This window comes from Paenibacillus xylanexedens (assembly GCF_007676705.1).
Taxonomy (GTDB): domain Bacteria; phylum Bacillota; class Bacilli; order Paenibacillales; family Paenibacillaceae; genus Paenibacillus; species Paenibacillus xylanexedens_C.
This window is the reverse complement of record NZ_VEBF01000008.1, coordinates 95,888-116,599: the sequence shown is the minus strand read 5'-3', so window position 1 is coordinate 116,599 and position 20,712 is coordinate 95,888. Positions and strand designations below refer to the sequence as shown.

Here is a 20,712-nt window from a genome sequence, read left to right as displayed (position 1 = left end):
ATGACTCAAAACCAGAAACTGATTTTCTTTGACATTGATGGTACGTTGCTGGACCGCCATAATCGAATTCCCGCTTCCGCCAAGCAAGCTGTTCTTGCATTAAAGGAAGCCGGACATGTGGTCGCTTTAGCTTCAGGACGATCTCCGTTTATGTTGGAACAAGTGCGGCTTGAACTGGAGCTGGAGTCTTATGTTAGTTTCAATGGACAATATGTGATGCATCAAGGAGAACTCATTCACAGTAATCCCATCCGTTCGGAAGCTTTGGAGCAATTGTCTGCATTCGCTGAGTTGTCGGAACATCCACTCGTTTATCTGGATCATTCACAGATGAGCTGCAGTCAGGAATATCATCCGCATGTAGACCTTTGTCTAACTTCGCTTGGTGTCACGCATCCTGGGTTTAGCAAAAGCTTTTGTACAAATAGACTCATCTATCAGACGATGTTATTCTGCTCCTCAGATGAGGAAACGGTATACCGTGAAAGGTTTCGTGATCTCCACTTTGTACGCTGGCATCCGTTGTCCATGGACGTTCTGCCCGCCGGAGGTTCCAAAGCCGAAGGTGTTTCCCGACTTGCAGACCGAACGGGGTTTTCCCCTGAAGATGTGTATGCTTTTGGCGATAACTTCAATGATCTGGAGATGTTCCGTTATGCAGGCTGCAGCATTGCCATGGGCAACGCCCCGCATTCTCTACAACAACTGGCGTCTCATGTTACAGCAAGGGCAGAGCAGGATGGGATCTGGCATGGTCTGAAATGGGCTGGATTGTTGTAAAAAAAACAAGAAGCAGTACTCTACTCTCTGTGGCAAAAATATGAGTACACAAAGACCTCCTCTATTAACATAGGGAGGTTTTTCAATTTGTCTGTTGATACCTTTCATGTTCCTTATAAAATTCATCGTAAAGGCCAGGCAGTATAAAAGGTGAAAAAGGTGAAAAAGCAAAAAAAGCCGCTTAAATAGCGACTTTTAATGGGATTAGTTCTTCTTCATTATTTATTGAAAGTAACCTTCTCTGAACCACCCTCAAAAATGATGGATGTGTCCCGCGGCTTGGATTCCGCGATTTTACGACCGCCTCTGTAGGAATACAGCACTCCGGATTGTTTGCGTACGGCCTCATATTCATTCTCTGCTTCAAGAACGATAAAGTTGGCAGGCTTACCCTCTTCAATACCGTATACATCCTCGATGTGTAACGTTCTTGCACTGTTTTTTGTAATAAGGTCAATTGAATTCACGATCTGATCATAGCCAAGCAACTGCGAAGCATGAATCCCCATGTGCAGTACTTGCAGCATGTTGCCTGTACCGAGCGGATACCAAGGATCGAAGATGTCATCGTGACCAAAGCACACATTCAGACCTGCTTCCTGCAACTCTTTGACACGCGTCAGCCCTCTTCTCTTCGGATACGTGTCGAAGCGTCCTTGCAGGTGAATGTTGACCAGCGGATTGGAGACAAAGTTCAAATCGGCCATCTTCAGCAAACGGAACAATTTGTACGTATAAGCGTCATTATATGACCCCATCGCGGTTGTATGACTTGCCGTTGTGCGTGAACCCAGTCCACGTTCATAAGCTTCCTTGGCAACAACTTCAACAAAACGGGATTGCTCGTCATCGATTTCATCACAATGGATGTCGATCAGACGGTCGTATTTTTCAGCCAGATCAAACGCAACTTTCATTGAATCAACGCCGTATTCCCGCGTGAATTCGAAGTGTGGAATGCCGCCGACCACGTCAACGCCCATCTTCAGTGACTCTTCCAGCAATTCTGCACCGTTTGGATAAGAGTGAATGCCTTCCTGTGGGAAAGCAACAAGCTGGATGTCGATATATGGAGCCATTTCTTCTTTTACTTCAAGCATCGCTTTAACGGCAATCAAGCTCGGATCGGTAACGTCCACATGTGTCCGTACATGCTGGATGCCCTGTGCCATTTGCCACTTCAGTGCTGTTTTGGAGCGTGTTTTGACATCCTCATGTGTCAAGAAAGCCTTGCGCTCTGACCAGCGCTGGATGCCTTCGAACAGCGTTCCGCTTAGATTCCACTCTGGCTCGCCTGCAGTAAGCGTTGTATCGAGATGAATATGCGGCTCAATGAACGGTGGCAGCACAAGCGATCCGTTGACATCCAGGATCTCCTCATTTTCGGTCACTTCCAACGATTGAGTGATTCGTTCGAACTTGCCTTCTTTTACAACGATATTCCATAGTCCTTCTTTACCCCGCAATTTTGCGTTCTGTATAATCATTTATTTTCCCCATTTCTTTGGATTCTTTCGCAGGAACAATCAGCATCAAGACGATATAAGCCACTGCTGTACCAAGCAGTGCGTTCAATGGTGTTACGCCAGGAGCCAGTTGGGCGAATGCCACGCCGATGGCCCAAGCCACCATCGCTACCCAGTTTACATTTTTGAATGACATGTCGGCAAATGGCTTATAGTTTCTACGTTTCACAATGAAGTAATCTGCGATAATAATAGCCCCGATGGATGGTACCGCCGCGCCCAGTATATTCAGGAAACTGACAAAGTTGTTGTACATCCACATGGCGAATACGGTACCCACGATACCGTTTACGATGACGAAGAATTTCTTTGAGATTTTGGTGATGTTCGCAAAACCAAGACCCGAAGCGTACAGTGCATTATCGTTGGTTGTCCAGATATTCAGGCCCAGAACGATGATTGCCGGGATGATCAATCCTTGCAGGAACATGACCTCCGAGATATCGGCCAGGTTATAGGCCATCGCACCAACTGCACCGAAGAGAAACATGAGTGAGTTACCCAGGAAGAATGCAATCACTGTTGCGGTAACGGCCTGTTTCGATGTCCGGGAAAATCGGGCAAAATCGGGTGTCAGCGTTCCGCCGCTTATGAATGATCCGATACAGATCGTCAATGCTGCCGCCGCGGTAAGAGTCTGTGTCGGCGTGTAATCAAGCAACCCTTGCAGACCACCTAGTGAACCTGCACCTTCAAACATGGAGTAACCACCGAGAATGGCAATCGCAGGAACCGCGATATATCCGAGAATGACGAGTGACTTCATGCCGAAGATGGCTGATGCTGTCATGGCAAGTCCGAACACGATGATTAGCAGGTACACGTTCCAGTCCATGGCTTTGGCGACCGGAATCGCGAACATGGCTACCCCGACTCCGAACCATCCGACCTGTGTGAAGCCTAACAGGAACGAGGGCAGATACGACCCTTTCGCACCGAACGCATATTTAGCGAGCAAATGTGTGGACAGGCCTGTTTTGGCAGCGATATGTGCCAGTGCCCCTGTATAGATACCGAGCACCAGATTGCCTGCAAGTACAATGCCAATGAACTCCATGAACGTCAAGCTGACGCCCAATGTCCCTCCTGCCAGCATGCTTGCAGAGAAGAAAGTGAAACCCAACATGACGGATAACGTCTTCCAAAAGTGGTTTCTTTGCGCTTTCGGCACGGCTTGCCATGAAAATTCTTGATCTTGTTTGCTCATCAGAATACCCCCAACATAAAGTGTATCTGATACCAAAAAAAGCAGAAAAAAAAGGCTACTCGTCAAGTTATACACTGACAAGTAGCCTCTTTTTGCATCATAACCCGCGCGAAGACACAGAGCATCCTATTACGGAATATGCCCTGATTCTCGCGTGATTATGAAATCCGCTGCCCTTGCCAGCCTCTCTGGACTGAATTAAAGGTACCAGTATTCAATTACATTCTATTATTTTGGAAAAACCTGCAGTTGTCAATGTAATTATTATCCAACGGTTATTAGTTCCTTATACAGCAAGCTATTTTTTTGATCATTCCTTCTTAACCAGTGGCTGGAAAAGCTAATAAACATGTCGAGTTTACGATATGTGTTCAACAACTTCTGGTAATACTCTTTCGTATTCCTTATACAAGACATAACGATTAACACCTCTGGAAGAGTTAAGTGCTTCATGAGCGTGCTGGATGGCGGTATCACGGTTTTCTGCTTTGAGTTCAATACCCGCGAGCAATGTTGATCGCATCCACTTTTTTTTAATGGATTGAAGTCTTTCACGCGCATCTTCACTTTTCCCGTCTTCCAAGAGTAGAATGGTTTCGTAATATGTACGGTAGTCCGATAAGCCGATATGAGGTACAGCTTGCCGAATGGCAAACATATCCTTGCGATATAATCCGTAAGCTGCCTTGAACTGTGCTTGTGTTGTTCTTCGCTTATATTTCTGCATAATTTGCTCCATAACTAGTTCTACCTCATTATCAAGTCTGTTTGCAAGAACATAAATAATGTAGGTCCCAGGTGTATTTTGCTGCTTGGATAAAAAGGACTCTAAACGATCTATACGCTTATCAAATACTAAAGGATAAAAAACATGCTTAATAAATGCGATAAGAATGGTAACGACTACACCACCTATTGTCCAAAATAGTGAATAGTCATTCCAGGTCATAAACAAAACAAAGACAAACACCGCCAAATAAAAGACGAATTCCCCCCAAGATTTACTCATATGTATCTCCTTCGAATAGAAAAATAACCAGCAAGTCTATATTATATCAAATTTAATTCCCCTTTTTGTATAATCTTAGGAAACAAAAATCACGAAGAATATTCTATCTGTCGCAAAATCAAGCCTGACTAGATTTACTGATACAACAAAAAAGCCGCTATATTAGCGACTTTTAGTTGGAATAATTGAATTTATTTTTGAACACTTAATAGTTCTTCAAAAGCTTTTATATTCGTGTCAAAATCAGGAATGGTTTGAGTTTCTTCAGCAGATTTGACCAGTTTTACTACTAAATCATTATAAGGTGTCGCAATTCCGGTACCCTCTGCTCTGCTTGAAACAACCCCGTTAATATAATCAATCTCCGTTTTGCGGTTCTTCTCCAGATCTTGAAGCATGCTTGCTTTGAGCAGTCTGGAGGGCTCCATCACGTAACGTAATGTTTTCACCCGTTCAGGGATTTCTTCTTCGCTGTTCAGTTCGAGTGAAGCGATGTCGAATCCATTCATTTTAACCAAGGTAACCCCATTGGCGCGAGCAACTTTAATTGTCTCGTCCGCAATATGGGCTGCACTCACAATGCCGGCTTCATGATCAATAATGTCCCCGTATTCACCATTTAACGCAGCCGATAAACCACTGAAGGCATTGTTGATCAGCAATTTGGACCACTTGGTCCCAACGAGGTTATCGGAAATATGTGTTCCACCCACAAGATCCAACACCGATTTCACGCGCTGAATTCGTTCGGTGATTTCACCATTTAATTCACCAATTTGAAAAGCATACTGCTTAAATTGAGTGTACTCGATGGTCAGGCTCGACACACCCGGTTCAATGAGCGTAGCGCCAAATTCAACGGAGCCAGCAATGACACGTTTTTCACCCACAATGGACGCCACTTTTTCTTCCGGAATCCCGTTCTGCAAGGAACACACCATACTGTCTTCATTCAAGAATGGAAGTAGTTCCTGAAGGATGGAATCGTTGTAGAGTTGTTTGGTTAAAAGTAAAACAAGGTCATACTGTCCTGATTTTTGATCAGGAGTAATTGCTTTTACTTTGGCCTGAAACTCTGTGGTACCCGTCACTTTAGCACCCGTCTGATTTAAAGCATCTACATGTTCTTGATATGCATCAATTAACTCAACGTCAAGTCCGCCATCCGCAAGGTATGCACCTACGATGGTTCCCAAAGATCCTGCTCCTACAATTGCAATTCTCATTTTATTTTTCCTCCTTATTTTTCTTCCAGGTAGTTATATACAGGTTGTGCAGCGTTTAAGGTTAGGTTGGTAAGGATATGAGAAGCGGACACCACTTCCAACACAGGCAGATCTGCAAGAGGTGCCAACGCATGTTCGAACAGTTGAAGTCGGGCAGGTCCTGTCCAAGCTTCCTTCACTTCGATGTCCGTAATTTGAGTACGGATCAGATCACATATTCTTAAATTCCCGGTATAGTCGGTAGCCATCTTAATCATAAAATTAGGTCGGCATATTTCACGTTTGGCGAACTCTTTATCCATCTCCACATGTTTATATCCCATCGTTGCCGTGGCTACACGCAGCGTTCCATAATCAAGTGTGCCAACAAGTGTATCTGAATCGGTATACAACTTGGGTGCGCCCAGCTTTTTCGGATAGGCGGTGAGCTCTCGACCACTCGCAATCGCGGGGAAATTGTCTACGTACATCGAATGCACATAATCGCCTTCCTCCCCATTGAATTGCACAGGAATGACTTGTCCAGCTTCTGTATATGCACCCAGTCCAGAAACATCTGGCATCCACATCACTTCGAATTTAACCAAAGGTTCCGTAATTTCGAGAGGTTCTGGTACGGCTGCTCGCAACGCTTTTTCATCAGTTCGGTAAATAATATTCAAGTATTCACGATTCACGAATTTGTACGGTGGCATCGGGTATGCGGGAGCCGTTAGGGGTGTATTCAGATTTTTAGCTATGTTATTCACATCGATTTTCATCAAAGACACCTACCTTATGTTTTGGTTCTATATAAGTTGAACTAAGGATTATTTACACTGACACTACGATGACAGAACAACCTTCCAATCGCTGTTATCCCCAGATTTTTCGATTCCCCTTCTAAAGGGGAAAATCCGGTGATAAAGGCGAACGCTTTGCTTTTTCAGGTTTTTTCTTTCCTCTCCGTTATTGTGTAAATAATTAGTTCAACTTATATAGTCAGGTTTTTGCAATTCAAAATTTGATCTGTATCTCATAAAAAAATTCTACATCAATATTTAAATTTAATATAATACATAATAAGTACTATATATATTTATCCAAATAAATAAGGAGTGCAAATGAATGGAATTGCTTCAGCTCAAATATTTTCAGACTGTTGCCTATACTGAACATATCTCCAAGGCAGCTGCACAATTGAATATTGCTCAACCTTCCCTAAGCTTGACGATTAAAAGACTTGAGGATGAACTGGGTACTCCTCTATTTCATAGGAGAGGACGAAATATTCAATTGAACCCCTCAGGTGAGATCCTATTGAAGCACGTAAACCGGATTTTTATTGAAATTGAAAATGCGGAGATGGAAATTAAAGCGGAGGAACAGCAAATCTCCCATACAATCCGAATCTCGATTACGAATACCCGATTCCTCACAGGCCTCATTAGTGACTACATTAACGGTTCCCCCGAAACCAAGCTTCATCAAGGCATTGGGACCCGTAGTGAAATTATTACAGGTTTGAAGAAAGGCGACATGCATTTGGGCATTACGGGGCATCCGATTCAAGATGAGGAGATTGAGAGTGTTGTCCTTGTCGAGGAGGATATTGTTCTGGTTGTGCCCGCAAATCATCCATACGTCGAAGAGTCAAGTATTTCATTAAGTGTCATTGCTAGCGAACCCTTTATATCACTTGCGGATAATAAGGAGTACAGCCGGTTTACCACCATGCTCTGTGAAAAAGCAGGCTTCCTTCCCAATCTTGCATTCGAGGTCGATTCGCATACGCTGCTTGAAATTATCAGGCTTAATCAGGGTGTTGCATTAATTCCGATCTCCGTATGTAGAAAACTGGGGTTACGTTATGTAAAGATTGCTGATAATTCAGCTATATATCCCATTAGCCTCTCCTGGGTCAAACAAAAATGGTTATCTCCTGCTGTTGGAGAATTTCGTAATTTTATTACTTCGTATTATGAAGACCATGCTGGCTTGTTTAAAGTGGAATAGGATTTCTTTATACATGACAAACGATAAAAACAAAGACCAGGTTAGTTCCTTGGAAGGAACCGACATGGTCTTTTGTCGTTATCGTACTTAGCTATACTGCAGTCTGTCCTTGTACCAAACGTCCGGAATCATCTTACGCTCCAGTTCCAACAATTCATGGATGATCTTGTCCGCGTCACTGATGGAACTCACGAGCGGGTCAGTGAGCATCGCCCTTCTCAGCTTCTCGTAGCTCTGTTCCAGAACAGCTTCAACCGTAAGCTCATGCGTATCCAGTACCAGTTCTTGCATACCTCTAATTCCGCGCGGCATCTCGCCTACATGGATTGGCTTCACCCCATCCATATCAACATCACACAGTAGTTCCAAGAACGAATCGGTATTCATATTAGTTACGGCGCCTTGATTGAGCGTATTGATGAAGAATTTTTTGCCCAAGTTCCCCACCATGTTCTCAATGATATCGGTTGCATGATCCGGTCCGAAGGTGCTCATGTAATCGGCAATCGGGATGTTTCCTGTAAGGAAGTCATCGACCTGCTGCCACATCTCATCGTGACGCTGATACCTGTCCTCTGTCTCCCAGATCGATAACGGCGGAATGGTATCCGAAGTTTTGCCAAGACCCTGCCAGTACCGAACGTATTCCTTCGTATGCGCAGTGCAAGTGGGAATGATTCCGAAAATGTCATACAGTTCGTAGGTAATCGCATCGTTATACAGAGCTTTTGCGCCGCGATCGCCGCCGTTATTCTCCTCACCTGCCATCTTGCGCATGGCTTCTGCGATGGTGGGCATCACATTTTTTTCTTCATACTCGGCTTTGAGCAGCCAAGTGAAATGATTGACACCAGCGATGCGAAAATCGAATTTCTGGTCTATTTCTGCGGTGAACTGGCTTGTATTTTCGATGATTCCGGCTCGTACGGCATAATAGGCTTTCTTATGCGGCATATGATGACTATCGCACAGCGCAAACGATTTAAGCTTCGGAGCATATCGATGTAATGCGATGCCATGAACGGTAGACGGGTTAATATAATTGATCACCCAAGCATCCGGACACAACTCCTCAATGTCTTTGGCGCATTCCATAATAACTGGCAGTTCCCGCATCGCGCGAAAGATTCCGCCCGGGCCAATCGTATCGCCAGAACACATGCGAATTCCATACTTTAGAGAAACCTGGCAGTCGATGCCCCGATATTTCACCGATTCTTCCGCAAAGCTGAGCACAACGAAGTCGGCTCCCGGAAGTACCTGTCTGCGGTCCACTGAACCCTCAATCTTTAGGGATACGTTGTTCTCCTTGGCGACCATTTCCGCTAGTGTTACCATTTTCGAGAGCCGTTCCTCGTCCGTATCCACCAAAGCCAACGTTCCCTGATTCAAATATGGGGAGTGAACCATCTGCCAGATGGACTGACGACCAAAAAACAGGCTGCCCGCCCCAATAACGACTACCTTTGGATGCTGTGTACTTGTAGCATTCATCAATAACCCCTCCTCGTAACGATATAAGTTCATTATAGGTGAGTGGGCTGGAATCGGAATGTGTGATAGTTTTCAATACATGTCATATAGTACGATGATTAACAAGAAGAAAAACCTTTGTTATGATAGTAAAATATAAAGGATGTCATAAAGTAGAGAGGAATGGTTTGGATTAGATGCATGCAGGAACTGTGAATATGAGTATAATCGATGAACTTTCGGAGTATATCACACTTCGCATGAGCTCTTATTTGGAACAAACGCACGACAGCACTTGGACGGAACACAAGTCTCATTCCGATTATGATCTGTGGTTCATTACAGCAGGCTCCGTGCAGATTACCATCGATGGAATCGAGCATAAGGCAGAACCGGGTGACGTGGTGTTTTTTTATCCGGATATGCCCTACACTGCTTCCACGACAGGAGAGTTGTGCCGATTCATATACATGCATTTTGATTTCAGCATCGCTGAGCAAAAGCGAATTCTCGGCGAGTTTCAACTCCCTGGCATTGTATCTGGCAATCTGATTCAAGAGGAATCAACGCTGTTCACTTCGTCCTATCGAAGGTTCAAGCAGAGTAGCGGTGCTTCCGGAAGTCCACTTTACTTGAAAGCCTCTCTGCTTCTCGTCATCGCCAAAATTTTTGAATTATACAGGCAAGGCCTGTATCATGGTGTGTTTCTGAAAGACCGAAAACTGAGGAAAATCGAAGGAAGTTTGGAGGTTCTTCAGAATGTGTTTCCCTACGTGGATGCGAATCTCCATCGTGCCATCCGAGTTAATGAGCTTGCAGACATTGCCGGCGTCTCAGAGAAATATTTTATTTCTTTGTTCAAGAAAATTCTGGGTATTACACCGGGGCAGTACATCAATCAGATCAAAATGAACCGGGCCAGAGACTATCTGTACGAGAAAAAATATACGATTCAGCAAATTGCCGGATTTCTGGGTTATCCCGATCCCTTTACGTTCTCCAAAGCATTCAAAAAATTTTACAACGTGCCTCCTTCCAAATTTGAATAACATGCAGACAAACAAAGAGGCAACCGGTCGATCCGGCTGCCTCCACACTCGATGAATCCTTGGTTATTCAGGGTTTGGTTTTGTCTTCAGTGGAATACATCTCATGGAAAAATCCTTTGTACGGTATATCCTCTTCCAGACATTTAATGAGATACAACAGTTCTTCGTCAGCTTCCGGTTCTTCGCCAGCACGCTGCTTTTCCTCAAATTGACCTAGAATATTCTCCAAGAGAGTGACTTGAATAAATAAAGGCAGCTTCTCCAGCATCGAATCTTCGATCTTGGTTTCGGAAGTATATCCAGCGAGGGCGGTTTGGAAATAGTCATCCATGAACTGTTTGCGTTTATCCGCATCCGGCTCAAATTGAATCCAGCCGACGCCGTGTGTCCATAGATCTGCCAGATCATACATATACCAACCGAAGCATGAATTATCAAAATCATACACGGTGATCTGACCGGTATCAAAATCGATCGAGTAATTCCCGTCATTATAATCGAAATGAATCATGCCGAATATCTCTTGGTTTGTATCCAAACCTTGTAAGGTATTCAGAAGCTCAACCATCTTCTCCTTAAGCAGAGGGAATGATTCAGGTACCAGGTTATCGATATATTCACCGCTGTAATTGTCAATCAAATGATGCCGGCGATGCACGGGAGTGTACCCTTTCGATAATTGATGCATTCTGCCCAGAACTTTTCCGCTATTATAATAGTATTCGCTAAGTGGGACCCCTTCACGGTACTGATAATGGTTTTCTACCAGCAACTTCCCTGTGGCCTTCACAAACATACAGATAAAGAACGTATGCTCATCATAAGTGATCTCTTCTAACAGATGGCCCTTTTTCGAGCTGACTACATTCGAGACACTTGCACCGTGCTCAAATAAATACCGGACATACTCCAGTTCGGCAATGTAATCTTCCCGCTTTCTGTCAGGCAAAAAAGACACTCGGAGAATTAGCGATTCAACTCCCTCTTGCTCACAGGTGTAAACGACATTACGTCCACCCTCATGAGGCGGAATAAGCTGAATATTGTAACCCTCCAGATGAAACAGCTCGGGTACCAGCGTCAGTACATGTGTATTGCTGATGTTAACAGCTTCGTTAAAATTAATAATAATCTCCTCCAGTAAACATTGTTTGGACGGTTTCCCGCACTGCAATGTCCACAAAAGGAATCCCTGTAACGCAAATATCCTTCTGTGAACCTAAAGCACAATCACCTTGTTAGACATTGAATTCACTCCTCTTGTTTGAATACCGCCATTATACCTAATTCATCCCAAAAAAACCATGAAAAACCGCCCTGAAGGGCGGCTTGTAAGAGATAAACGTTTTATTTATTAAAGAATCTCTCCATTGGACTCGATAACTTGTTTAAACCAGTGGAAGGAGTCCTTGCGAGTTCTTTCAAGCGAACCATTGCCGGCATTGTCTTGATCTACATAAATGAAACCATAACGTTTTCCCATTTCAGAAGTGGAGCAGCTAATGATATCGATAGGTCCCCAGCTAGTGAAACCCATCAATTCAACGCCGTCAGCGACGGCTTCTTTCATCTGCTCAATGTGGCTGCGCAAGTAATTGATGCGATAAGGGTCATGCACTGCCCCGTCCTCTTCCGGTGTGTCGATAGCTCCCATCCCGTTCTCAACGATGAAGAGCGGCATCCGGTAACGATCATACAATCGGTTCAGCGCGACGCGAAGACCAATCGGATCGATAGGCCATCCCCATTCAGTAGCTTTCAGATGAGGGTTTTTGATCTGACTTACCAGCATACCTGAGTTGCTGTTGTCATTTGGGTCATATTTTCCGATATACGTCATGTAATAACTGAAAGCAATAAAGTCCACGGTATTGTCCCGGATAATGGCATCATCCTCAGGAGCTTTAACCAGTTCAATGCCATTTTCCTCAAAATATCTTTGCATATAGGATGGGTATTCGCCCCGTGCCTGTACCTCTGGGTAGAACAGGTTCATCTGATCTTCCTTCATCGTCTGCAACACATCTTCCGGTTTACTAGAAGCAGCATACGTTTCCAGACGGCAGATCATGCAGCCAATCTGAGCATTGGGCATCTTCTCTTTACCACTTTTGACAGCCAGTGAGCTTGCTACAAATTGATGATGCGTTGCCTGATAGGCTACCTGCTCCGGTGTACCCTTAATTTTATCTTCCAGAATGCCGCCGCCAGTATACAGACTTGTCAACATCATATTCATTTCATTGAAGGTAATCCAGTATTTCACTTTGTCTTTGTAACGGTCAAACAGCGTATTGGCAAATTTCAGATACAGATCGATCATCTCGCGGCTTTCCCAGCCGTTGTATTTGCGGGTTAACTCTACGGGCATCTCGTAGTGAGAGATCGTTACGAGCGGCTCAATGCCGTATTTCAAGAGTTCGTCAAGCACGTTATCATAGAAGGCAAGACCAGCTTCATTGGGAACTGCTTCTTCTCCTGTCGGGAAGATCCGTGTCCACGCGATCGAAAGACGAAACACTTTGAAACCCATCTCCGCAAACAAGGCAATGTCTTCTTTGTAGCGGTGGTAGAAATCCACGCCGTTCCGTTTCGGGAAATATACGTCTGTGTTACCGCTCAGATATTCTTCCAATTGAACAGAATCGACGTCGAAGGTGAAATCCTTGCCATTGCGCTCCTCATGAGGAACGAATGGAGCCATGTCTGAGGTAGAGAGTCCTTTGCCGTCTGCGTCATATGCACCTTCGAGCTGATTGGCAGCGGTAGCTCCGCCCCACAAAAATCCTTCAGGAAATGAGTGTTTAATCGTTTTTGTCATGTTGTTTTCTCTCCTTTTTTGTATGTGGTATATTCATGAAGCTGTCAACGAACGGTGAGGAGAAGCAATTCATTCATTGGAATCACCCCCTTCACCTGAACTGGTACTACATCGAGGTAATCCGGCGTATTGGTTACGATGACTGGTGTCACAAGATCAATACCCGCACCCTGAATGCCATCCATATCAAATTCCAGAAGCAAATCACCCTTCTTCACTTCTTGTCCGGCAACAACCTTCACGTCAAAATATTTCCCTTTGAGCGACACACTGTTTAGTCCAACATGAATGAGAATGTCGATTCCACTGGATGAGGTCAGCATAATCGCATGTTTACTTTTGGCAACCAACGTGACGGTTCCGTCAAAAGGAGCTGTAACACGTCCATCCTGCGGACGAATTGCAATACCTTTCCCGGTCAATTCCTCGGCAAACGTTTGATCCGGAAGCTCTGATAGCGGCACCAATTCACCAATGAGCGGGCTGAAAACCTCCCCTTTCTTTTCCTCAATGGAATGTACTGTTACAGATGTCACCATTTCTTGAGAAAAGGCAGTGGTTGTCTCCTGTTCCTGTTCGGTTAATGTTTGTGTTGAGTCGGACATGGCGGAATTGCGTGTATTTGGCTCATCCCATTTGAGCAGCAAAGTCACCACGAAGGAAACGCTAAAGCTGATGCCTATTCCGATTAATGCATACCAGAAATTGGACATGCCACCATTCGGCCCAATGTATAACGGAAGTGAAAGCAATCCTGGTACAGCAAAACCGAAGCATTTCAGACCCACTGCGGTAATAAATCCACCCCCTGCTGCTCCACCGATGAGTGAAGCGTAAAATGGTTTTTTCAGCTTCAAGGTGACACCGTACAGTGCGGGTTCAGTAATGCCAAGCAAGGCGGATATACCACTGGATAAAGCAATGGATTTCATTCTTTTATCTTTGGTCTTGAGGAAAACAGCCGTGACTGCACCAGCCTGGCTCATATTGGTTATCAGGTTGATCGGCAGCAAAAGTACGTCATATCCGAGTTTGCTCAGATTCTGCAATGTGCCTGGGAAGAACGCATAATGCATTCCCGTCATAACAATCAGAGGCATGAAGCCGCCAAGAATAATGCCGGTTAACGGACCCGAATGGGCAAAGAGCCAAGAAGTGCCCATTTCCAGATAGATGCCCATGTAATTCCCTAAGGGGCCAATCGCAATTAATAGAATCGGCACCGTGATGACTAGCACAATCATCGAGGTAAAGATGACTTTGACCGGACCGGGAATAAAACGATCCACCCAGCGATGCACATAACTCAGAAGCCACACACCCAGAATAATGGGAATAACGGACTGGGTGTAATTCACAATGGACACGGGCAGCGAGAGAAAACGAATCGGTTCAAGCTGGTTTGCCAGATACGCGTTCAGCATCGTAGGATACAATAAAGTACCTGCAAGCGTCAGGGCGATATATTCATTCACTTTGAACTTGCGGGCTGATGATAGAGCCAGAAGAAAAGGCAAGAAATAAAAGGCCGCATTTGCGATTGAAGACAGAACTTGATACTCACCGCTTTTCTCCTGTATCGCTCCAAGTGTAACGAGTAGTGCCAGAATCCCCTTTAACATCCCGGTACCTACGATGGCAGGCAGAATCGGAGTGAAAATGCCGGAGATCGTATCCAAAACAGCATTAATCCCTTTAGAGCGTGGCGCGTCTGTTTCGGGCTTCGATATGCCACTCTGCTTCATCTGATCCTCGATCTGCTCATATACGGCTGCAACCTGGTTGCCAATTACCACCTGAAACTGATCGTTCTGAAACTGTGCGCCGAGCACACCATCGAGTGCTTTGATCTGTTCCAATTGAACTTTGTTTTGCTCTCGAACGTTGAAACGAAGCCGTGTGATGCAATGCCAGGCTTGGGTAATATTCTCTTGTCCTCCTGTTAACTGGATAATTTCTTTGGACAACTCCCGGTGATTCATGTTGCTTCCTCCTTTTTTGGCGAAAAAAAAACCAAATGTAATACCGGCCCGCCGCATATGCGGAGTCGGAAACATTTGGTGGTGCCTGATCGAATCAGTAACACTCCATATTCAATTCATATTGATGATGGTATAACTTCAAACAGGTTGTATGGAGATCAATCCGTATCGGTACGGGATGTCACTCTCTCGATGTGGATCATGAGATATACCATCTCATCGGGAGTAATCACGAATCCGCGTTGTTGCTCCATCGCCTCCTTTATTTTGAGTGCGCATTGGAAACTGACAGGATATCGCTCCGACAATACATCATATAGAAATTGCTGATCTTTAAACGAGAGCACTTCCCGGTTCAACTGACGAACAATAAAGTATCTCAAATGGGTGATGAACCTGGAAAAATCAGCAGATTCCTGATTCAGTGCCATTCCAAAATGTTCTGTCATGATACCTAAAATGTCATTAATCATCTGTGTAATTTTAATCGTTTGGTTCATACTGCCCGAGTCGAATTGTGAGTTCACGAAATGAAGGGCAATTGAACTTGATTCACCAGATGGCAATGAGACTTGAAAAGCATCATTGATTTTTTGAACTGCCCATTCTCCGGCACGGTATTCGGCAGGATATAGATGGCGAATGTCCCAATGAAGCGGATTTTGCACATCTACGCCTTTCTTGAAACGATCCAGCGCAAAATGAATATGGTCCGCAAGTGTTAACAGGATCGAGTCATTCAGCTTTTTTCCGATCATCGTCTTGCCTTCTTCAATAATCTGATCCGTAATATCGATGACTTGCAGAGGGATATCGCTGAGAAACTGCTCGACTCGCTGATATTTATCATTCGAGCCGATTCGGAACATTTTCTGGATCTGGCTCTGCTCAATTGGCTGTCCCTTTACTTTTTTGAAGCCAACACCTGTTCCGATGACAATGACTTCACAGCCTTCGGCGTCTTCCGCCAGTGCGATGTTGTTATTTAACGATTTTTTAAACCTCATGATGTAATCACCCCCAGTATGCAAAAAGCACCACCAATGTCCAATACACAAGTAATAAACAAACTTGTGAAATCCAGACTTTGGTGGTGCCTGATCGAATCAGTGACACTCCTTATATAGCTGTATCTTATATCAGCTATGTAATCGTTGTCAATACCATTACTCTGGAATTGTTCTGCATGTGGTTCATCGTGGAACTTTCCCTCTATAAACTGACATCAAAACGCATAACCTATTCATCTGGAGTCTTGTTTTCCTGAGCATCATAATAGTATCGAATCAGAATATCCTGATCATAGTTGCCAAAACCTTTGCCAAACAGGGTAAGCCCGCCTCGGCCAGCTACTCCCTCTTCCGGCTTCAATCCAAAGGTCCAATAGGTGGATGTACCCAGATTCAGGTCTTGAACGCGCACATCCGAGATGCGCTGGCCATCCATAAACGTCCCTTCTCCGTTAATGCGCAGCACCTTCAGTACACCATACTGATTGACGTCCAATTTCCACCATAGCGGTGTATGTTTGCCCTTCCGATCCCCAAAGTCCCCTGGACTTGTCCATGTTCCGAGGTGATGACCATTAAGGGAAAAGCGGATGTCGGAAGGCCAGTTTTCATTGACTTGGGGTGCTTCCGAACTGAGTTCGAGTGAAATCTCAATTTCCTGGAGATGCTGTTCTGTATTCAGATAATTGGGAATCTTATATTCCAGAAATCCTCGTGCCAACCAAAGAATACCCGCATTTACCCTATCCGGGTCCATGAAGCAGGCCGGGGTATCATATTGCCCAATCATTTGCGTTGTTGTTGCAATGCCACAGGTGGGCCAGGCTTCGTAATCCGTATACTGACCAACGGGAATAGATACTTCATGATAAGGAGCATCAACGGGTTCAGGGGAGAGATTGATAGTCATAAATTCTTGCAGAATAAAGCAGTATTTATACGTTCCACCGTTCTCACGCTTCATGCGGCTGCCTACGATGCCCGCTTTCTGCAATTTGCTCACATGTGTACTAACGATGGCTTTGCTCAGATACAGCTCTTTGGCAAGCGCATTGATATGCATCTCCCTGTTTTGCAATAATAAGCGAACGATATTTAAACGGGCCTCGCTGGCGAGCGCCTCATATATGATCAAGGATGAGGCATCCGTGCCAAGCATCATGAACTTCACTTCCCTATCTCTATAGAATTCAATATATTATTGATTTATTGATTTAGAATTCGTTATTTAGTGAACCCTGCGAAATAAACTTGCTCAATATAATAGCATTATGATACACATTAGATAACAAATCAATCAGTTGATTTTGCTTTTATGCGAACTCATCGTGAAATAAAGTTTCTTACACACCTAAAATTAATTCTATGGAGGTTTTCCCATTGCTTACATCCAAGATGCTTATTGATAAAGATTTTCAGATTGCGGAAGTAGACCCTCGTGTATACGGTTCATTTGTAGAACATTTGGGACGGGCTGTATATGGTGGTATTTATGATCCAGGTCATCCTACTGCGGATGCTCAAGGTTTCCGTCAGGACGCCATTGAAGCGATCAAGGCTCTGAACGTACCCATCGTTCGTTATCCAGGTGGCAATTTCGTATCCGGTTACAACTGGGAAGACGGTGTGGGCCCGGTAGCCGACCGCAAACGCAGACTTGAACTCGCTTGGTGGACTATTGAAACAAATGCGGTAGGAACAAACGAATTTGCAGATTGGGCCAAACTGGTTGGAACCGAAGTGATGATGGCTGTAAATCTGGGTACTCGCGGCATTGACGCAGCAAGAAACCTGGTGGAATACTGCAACCATCCTTCTGGCACCTATTGGAGTGATCTGCGTATCTCTCACGGTTACAAGGACCCGCATAAATTCAAAACCTGGTGTCTAGGCAACGAAATGGACGGCCCTTGGCAGATTGGTGCAATGACTGCATATGAATATGGCCGTATTGCCAATGAGACCGCTAAAGCGATGAAATGGGTAGACCCGGATATCGAGCTTGTGGCTTGCGGCAGTTCCAGCCGTGACATGAGTACATTTGCAGATTGGGAAGCAACCGTGCTTGATCTCACCTATGAAAATGTGGACTACTTGTCCCTGCATCAGTATTACAACAACAATAAAGACAACACGTATGACTTCCTGGCGACATCGCTGGATCTGGATCAATTTATTGATAGTGTTGCTTCAATCTGTGATTTTGTACAAGCCAAGAAACGCAGCAAAAAGAAATTAATGCTGTCTCTGGATGAATGGAATGTCTGGAAATCCATCGGCACAAGCCGTATGGAAGAACGGTGGCAGATTGCGCCTCCAGAGTTTGAAGATGTGTATACACATGAAGATGCACTAGCTGTGGGCTGTTATCTGATTACCATACTCAAGCACGCCGACCGTGTAAAAATGGCTTGCCTTGCTCAGTTGATTAACACCATTGCACCAATCATGACCGAGAATAACGGAGCGATCTGGTTCCAGACGACGTATTTCCCGTTCCTGCACGCATCCAATTTCGGACGCGGTACGGTGTTGCGGTCCATCACCTCTTCACCTAAATATGACTCCAAAGACTTCACGGATGTGCCTTACCTTGAAGCGATCAGTGTACATGATGAAGAAAACGGTACGATCACGATCTTTGCGGTGAACAGACATCTGGATGAGCAAATGGAACTGAATGTGGATCTGCGTTCCTTCGGAGAAACCACATTTGTGGAGCATATCGTACTGGAGAACAACGATCTGAAAGCAACCAATACGAAAGAAAACCCACGCAACGTCGTTCCTCACAACGGTGGGCACACAACCGTAGATCAAGGTAAAGTGCAAGCTGTGCTGAACAAAGCGTCGTGGAACGTCATTCGTCTGAAAACCAAACAGGTTTAATAACAGCGGAATAGAGTTGCTTCTACTCTGCAACATCAGCATTGTTTTTCACACCCCGTACAGAGAAGTTGTACGGGGTGTATTTGTTTTCTCTCTTCGTTTCTTTCTCGTATGCAGCATAAGCAAATAAGCCACCCTCCGCCTAAAATACGGAGAGCAGCTTGCAGTGAAGTATCGAATGGATAATATATGGAGCACATCACCTAGCACAGCACCATTGCTTCGTTAATAAGTTCAACGAAGGTCATGTTCTACTTTATCCGCATTGTTTACGGTGTTATCCCTCTTGGACTTCCGTTTCTGCTTCTGCCGTAGCTTGACTCGCTGGAGTCATCAGCCCTTGAACTGCCCCCATAAATGGCTGAATCTGCTTAATCATGCCATACCCCATTTTGACCACAGGTGTAAACCGCTGGATCATGCCAAACAACCGCATACCACCGCCTAACATACCTCCAATTGAGCCTGCACCGCCAACTCCGCCGAAGCCACCTAACAATGAGCCTAGCATAGGCATGAAAGAGGATACCTGAGCTGGCCGTGACGTTGAACGAGACATCGACCGGGATCGCACCTGCGACTTACAAGTGCTGTTCACCCGTTTACGGTTCCGAGAGGAGGCTGTTTTTCTCTTAGCCCCTGCTTTAGGTTTGGTTTTGCGAGCACTGCCTTCAGATGAGGGTGCTGTGATTGCGGCCTGAGTAAGCTTTCCGCCCCCGGTAAGCACTACGCCTTCGCTGTTTACGCCAGAGATGTACCCGACGTACGTTTCGCCATTATGAAGAGTCACGCAGACTGGGCGATCCTTGAGCCGTTTCACCCGGACGTGTATTTCATTGGTTTTAGCCATGGAATTCACCTCACTTGACTTGATCTACTTCAGTCTACGCAATGGGTGGACGACTTGCCTGTGCGAATAGTACATCCGTGTGCCGAAATTGAAAAATGACCAGCGCTTCATTGGATAAAGTTAAATCGCTTCATAATATGGTACGATAATCTGATCTGCGCATTTTAGATACGGCTTGCCTAATGGTAAACATGTTCTTGTGGTACAGGCCGTAAGCGGCATCCAATATTGCTTGCGTGGACCGCTTTTTAGACTTGGCTCTGAGCTGTTCCATTGTGAAATAGTTTGAGGGGTCTAACTCTTCCGGTAAGCAACCTTGTGAAAAGCATTGATATAACGAAACAGTGCCTCACCATCATCAGGCACATGCGTGCTTCTGTCCAGTGGCAGCATCATTGCCTGATATGGTTCTGGCACCATTCTATATTGATGGACATAGGAGGTCAGGATGAACCCGTTTCGTTGCCAGAACTGAATGCGTTCCTGATGAGCCCCCGTTGTCCCGGACTCCGCCTCGATAAGTATCCCTTTGATCTCATGTTCCCTTAATGCCCAGGCTCTAAGCTGCTCCAGCATCCAGGTTCCTATGCCCAACCCGCGCAGCTTCTGATCAACTGCGAGGTAGTCAATGATCAGAATGCGGTCCACAGCCTTCCCCTCCAGTCCAGTAACAGCCATCGCAACCACTTTTCCCTGATGCACGCCCGTGTGTAAATAACCAACCCCTCGGTTCAGCATACTGCGCAGAATCACTTTTGTCTTCGCACCGCTTTGAAAGGCCTCATGATAGATCCGCTCCATCCGTACCCACATTGCTTCATCCCACTCCTCTATAGTAGTAAACTCTAATTCCAGCATCTTGTTCGCCTCCAGAATTTTATTATACCTTCTAATA

General features: G+C 45.0%; 17 protein-coding genes. 4 read left to right on the top strand and 13 right to left on the bottom strand.

Going from position 1 to position 20,712, the window contains the following annotated elements:
- Positions 1-780 (top strand): Cof-type HAD-IIB family hydrolase, encoded by a 780-nt coding sequence (locus FS628_RS26940; protein WP_145326075.1) that lies wholly within the window; start codon positions 1-3, stop codon positions 778-780.
- Between the two features lie 218 nt (positions 781-998).
- Here FS628_RS26940 and FS628_RS26935 read toward each other — a convergent pair whose 3' ends face one another.
- From FS628_RS26935 to FS628_RS26915, 5 genes are all read right to left on the bottom strand, one after another.
- Positions 999-2,267 carry a cytosine deaminase gene (locus FS628_RS26935; protein ID WP_145326073.1) on the bottom strand — a complete coding sequence of 423 codons (1,269 nt, stop codon included), beginning with the start codon at positions 2,265-2,267 and terminating at the stop codon, positions 999-1,001.
- Entirely contained in the window at positions 2,236-3,513 is a 1,278-nt protein-coding gene (codB, locus tag FS628_RS26930) for a cytosine permease (RefSeq protein WP_145326072.1), read from the bottom strand. Before codB ends, FS628_RS26935 begins: the two co-directional genes overlap by 32 nt.
- A gap of 358 nt (positions 3,514-3,871) precedes the next feature.
- The gene (locus FS628_RS26925; protein ID WP_145326070.1) at positions 3,872-4,522 is read right to left on the bottom strand and encodes a hypothetical protein; all 651 of its coding nucleotides are present in this window, start codon (positions 4,520-4,522) and stop codon (positions 3,872-3,874) included.
- 191 nt (positions 4,523-4,713) lie between these two features.
- Entirely contained in the window at positions 4,714-5,748 is a 1,035-nt protein-coding gene (locus FS628_RS26920) for a ketopantoate reductase family protein (protein ID WP_145326068.1), read from the bottom strand.
- 14 nt (positions 5,749-5,762) lie between these two features.
- Positions 5,763-6,509, bottom strand: coding sequence for an acetoacetate decarboxylase (locus tag FS628_RS26915; RefSeq protein ID WP_083677352.1), 747 nt, complete (start codon positions 6,507-6,509; stop codon positions 5,763-5,765).
- 346 nt (positions 6,510-6,855) lie between these two features.
- On the opposite strand from FS628_RS26915, the gene FS628_RS26910 reads away from it, so the two are divergent.
- Positions 6,856-7,743 (top strand): LysR family transcriptional regulator, encoded by an 888-nt coding sequence (locus FS628_RS26910; protein ID WP_145326066.1) that lies wholly within the window; start codon positions 6,856-6,858, stop codon positions 7,741-7,743.
- 87 nt (positions 7,744-7,830) lie between these two features.
- Here FS628_RS26910 and FS628_RS26905 read toward each other — a convergent pair whose 3' ends face one another.
- On the bottom strand, positions 7,831-9,237 hold the full coding sequence (locus FS628_RS26905) for a family 4 glycosyl hydrolase (protein ID WP_145326064.1): 1,407 nt from the start codon (positions 9,235-9,237) through the stop codon (positions 7,831-7,833).
- A gap of 176 nt (positions 9,238-9,413) precedes the next feature.
- Here FS628_RS26905 and FS628_RS26900 point away from each other — a divergent pair, with 176 nt between their 5' ends.
- The gene (locus tag FS628_RS26900) at positions 9,414-10,265 is read left to right on the top strand and encodes an AraC family transcriptional regulator (protein ID WP_145326062.1); all 852 of its coding nucleotides are present in this window, start codon (positions 9,414-9,416) and stop codon (positions 10,263-10,265) included.
- Positions 10,266-10,332: 67 nt separating this feature from the next.
- Here FS628_RS26900 and FS628_RS26895 read toward each other — a convergent pair whose 3' ends face one another.
- From FS628_RS26895 to FS628_RS26875, 5 genes are all read right to left on the bottom strand, one after another.
- Entirely contained in the window at positions 10,333-11,448 is a 1,116-nt protein-coding gene (locus FS628_RS26895; RefSeq protein WP_260871208.1) for a phosphotransferase enzyme family protein, read from the bottom strand.
- Positions 11,449-11,619: 171 nt separating this feature from the next.
- Positions 11,620-13,086, bottom strand: coding sequence for a glycoside hydrolase family 1 protein (locus FS628_RS26890; protein WP_145326060.1), 1,467 nt, complete (start codon positions 13,084-13,086; stop codon positions 11,620-11,622).
- A 44-nt stretch (positions 13,087-13,130) separates the two neighbouring features.
- A complete protein-coding gene (locus FS628_RS26885; protein ID WP_145326059.1) occupies positions 13,131-15,068 on the bottom strand; it encodes a beta-glucoside-specific PTS transporter subunit IIABC in 1,938 nt (645 codons plus the stop codon).
- Positions 15,069-15,226: 158 nt separating this feature from the next.
- Positions 15,227-16,075, bottom strand: a complete 849-nt coding sequence (licT, locus tag FS628_RS26880) for a BglG family transcription antiterminator LicT (RefSeq protein ID WP_145326057.1) — start codon at positions 16,073-16,075, stop codon at positions 15,227-15,229.
- Positions 16,076-16,307: 232 nt separating this feature from the next.
- Positions 16,308-17,240, bottom strand: coding sequence for an ArsR/SmtB family transcription factor (locus FS628_RS26875; RefSeq protein WP_145326055.1), 933 nt, complete (start codon positions 17,238-17,240; stop codon positions 16,308-16,310).
- A gap of 233 nt (positions 17,241-17,473) precedes the next feature.
- Here FS628_RS26875 and arfA point away from each other — a divergent pair, with 233 nt between their 5' ends.
- A complete protein-coding gene (gene arfA / locus FS628_RS26870; protein WP_186327989.1) occupies positions 17,474-18,967 on the top strand; it encodes an arabinosylfuranosidase ArfA in 1,494 nt (497 codons plus the stop codon).
- Positions 18,968-19,244: 277 nt separating this feature from the next.
- Here arfA and FS628_RS26865 read toward each other — a convergent pair whose 3' ends face one another.
- Both FS628_RS26865 and FS628_RS26860 read right to left on the bottom strand, forming a co-directional pair.
- Positions 19,245-19,817: a hypothetical protein gene (locus FS628_RS26865; RefSeq protein ID WP_145326051.1), complete on the bottom strand. Its 573-nt coding sequence runs from the start codon at positions 19,815-19,817 to the stop codon at positions 19,245-19,247.
- A gap of 294 nt (positions 19,818-20,111) precedes the next feature.
- Positions 20,112-20,675, bottom strand: a complete 564-nt coding sequence (locus FS628_RS26860) for a GNAT family N-acetyltransferase (protein WP_145326049.1) — start codon at positions 20,673-20,675, stop codon at positions 20,112-20,114.
- Between the last annotated feature and the right edge of the window lie 37 nt (positions 20,676-20,712).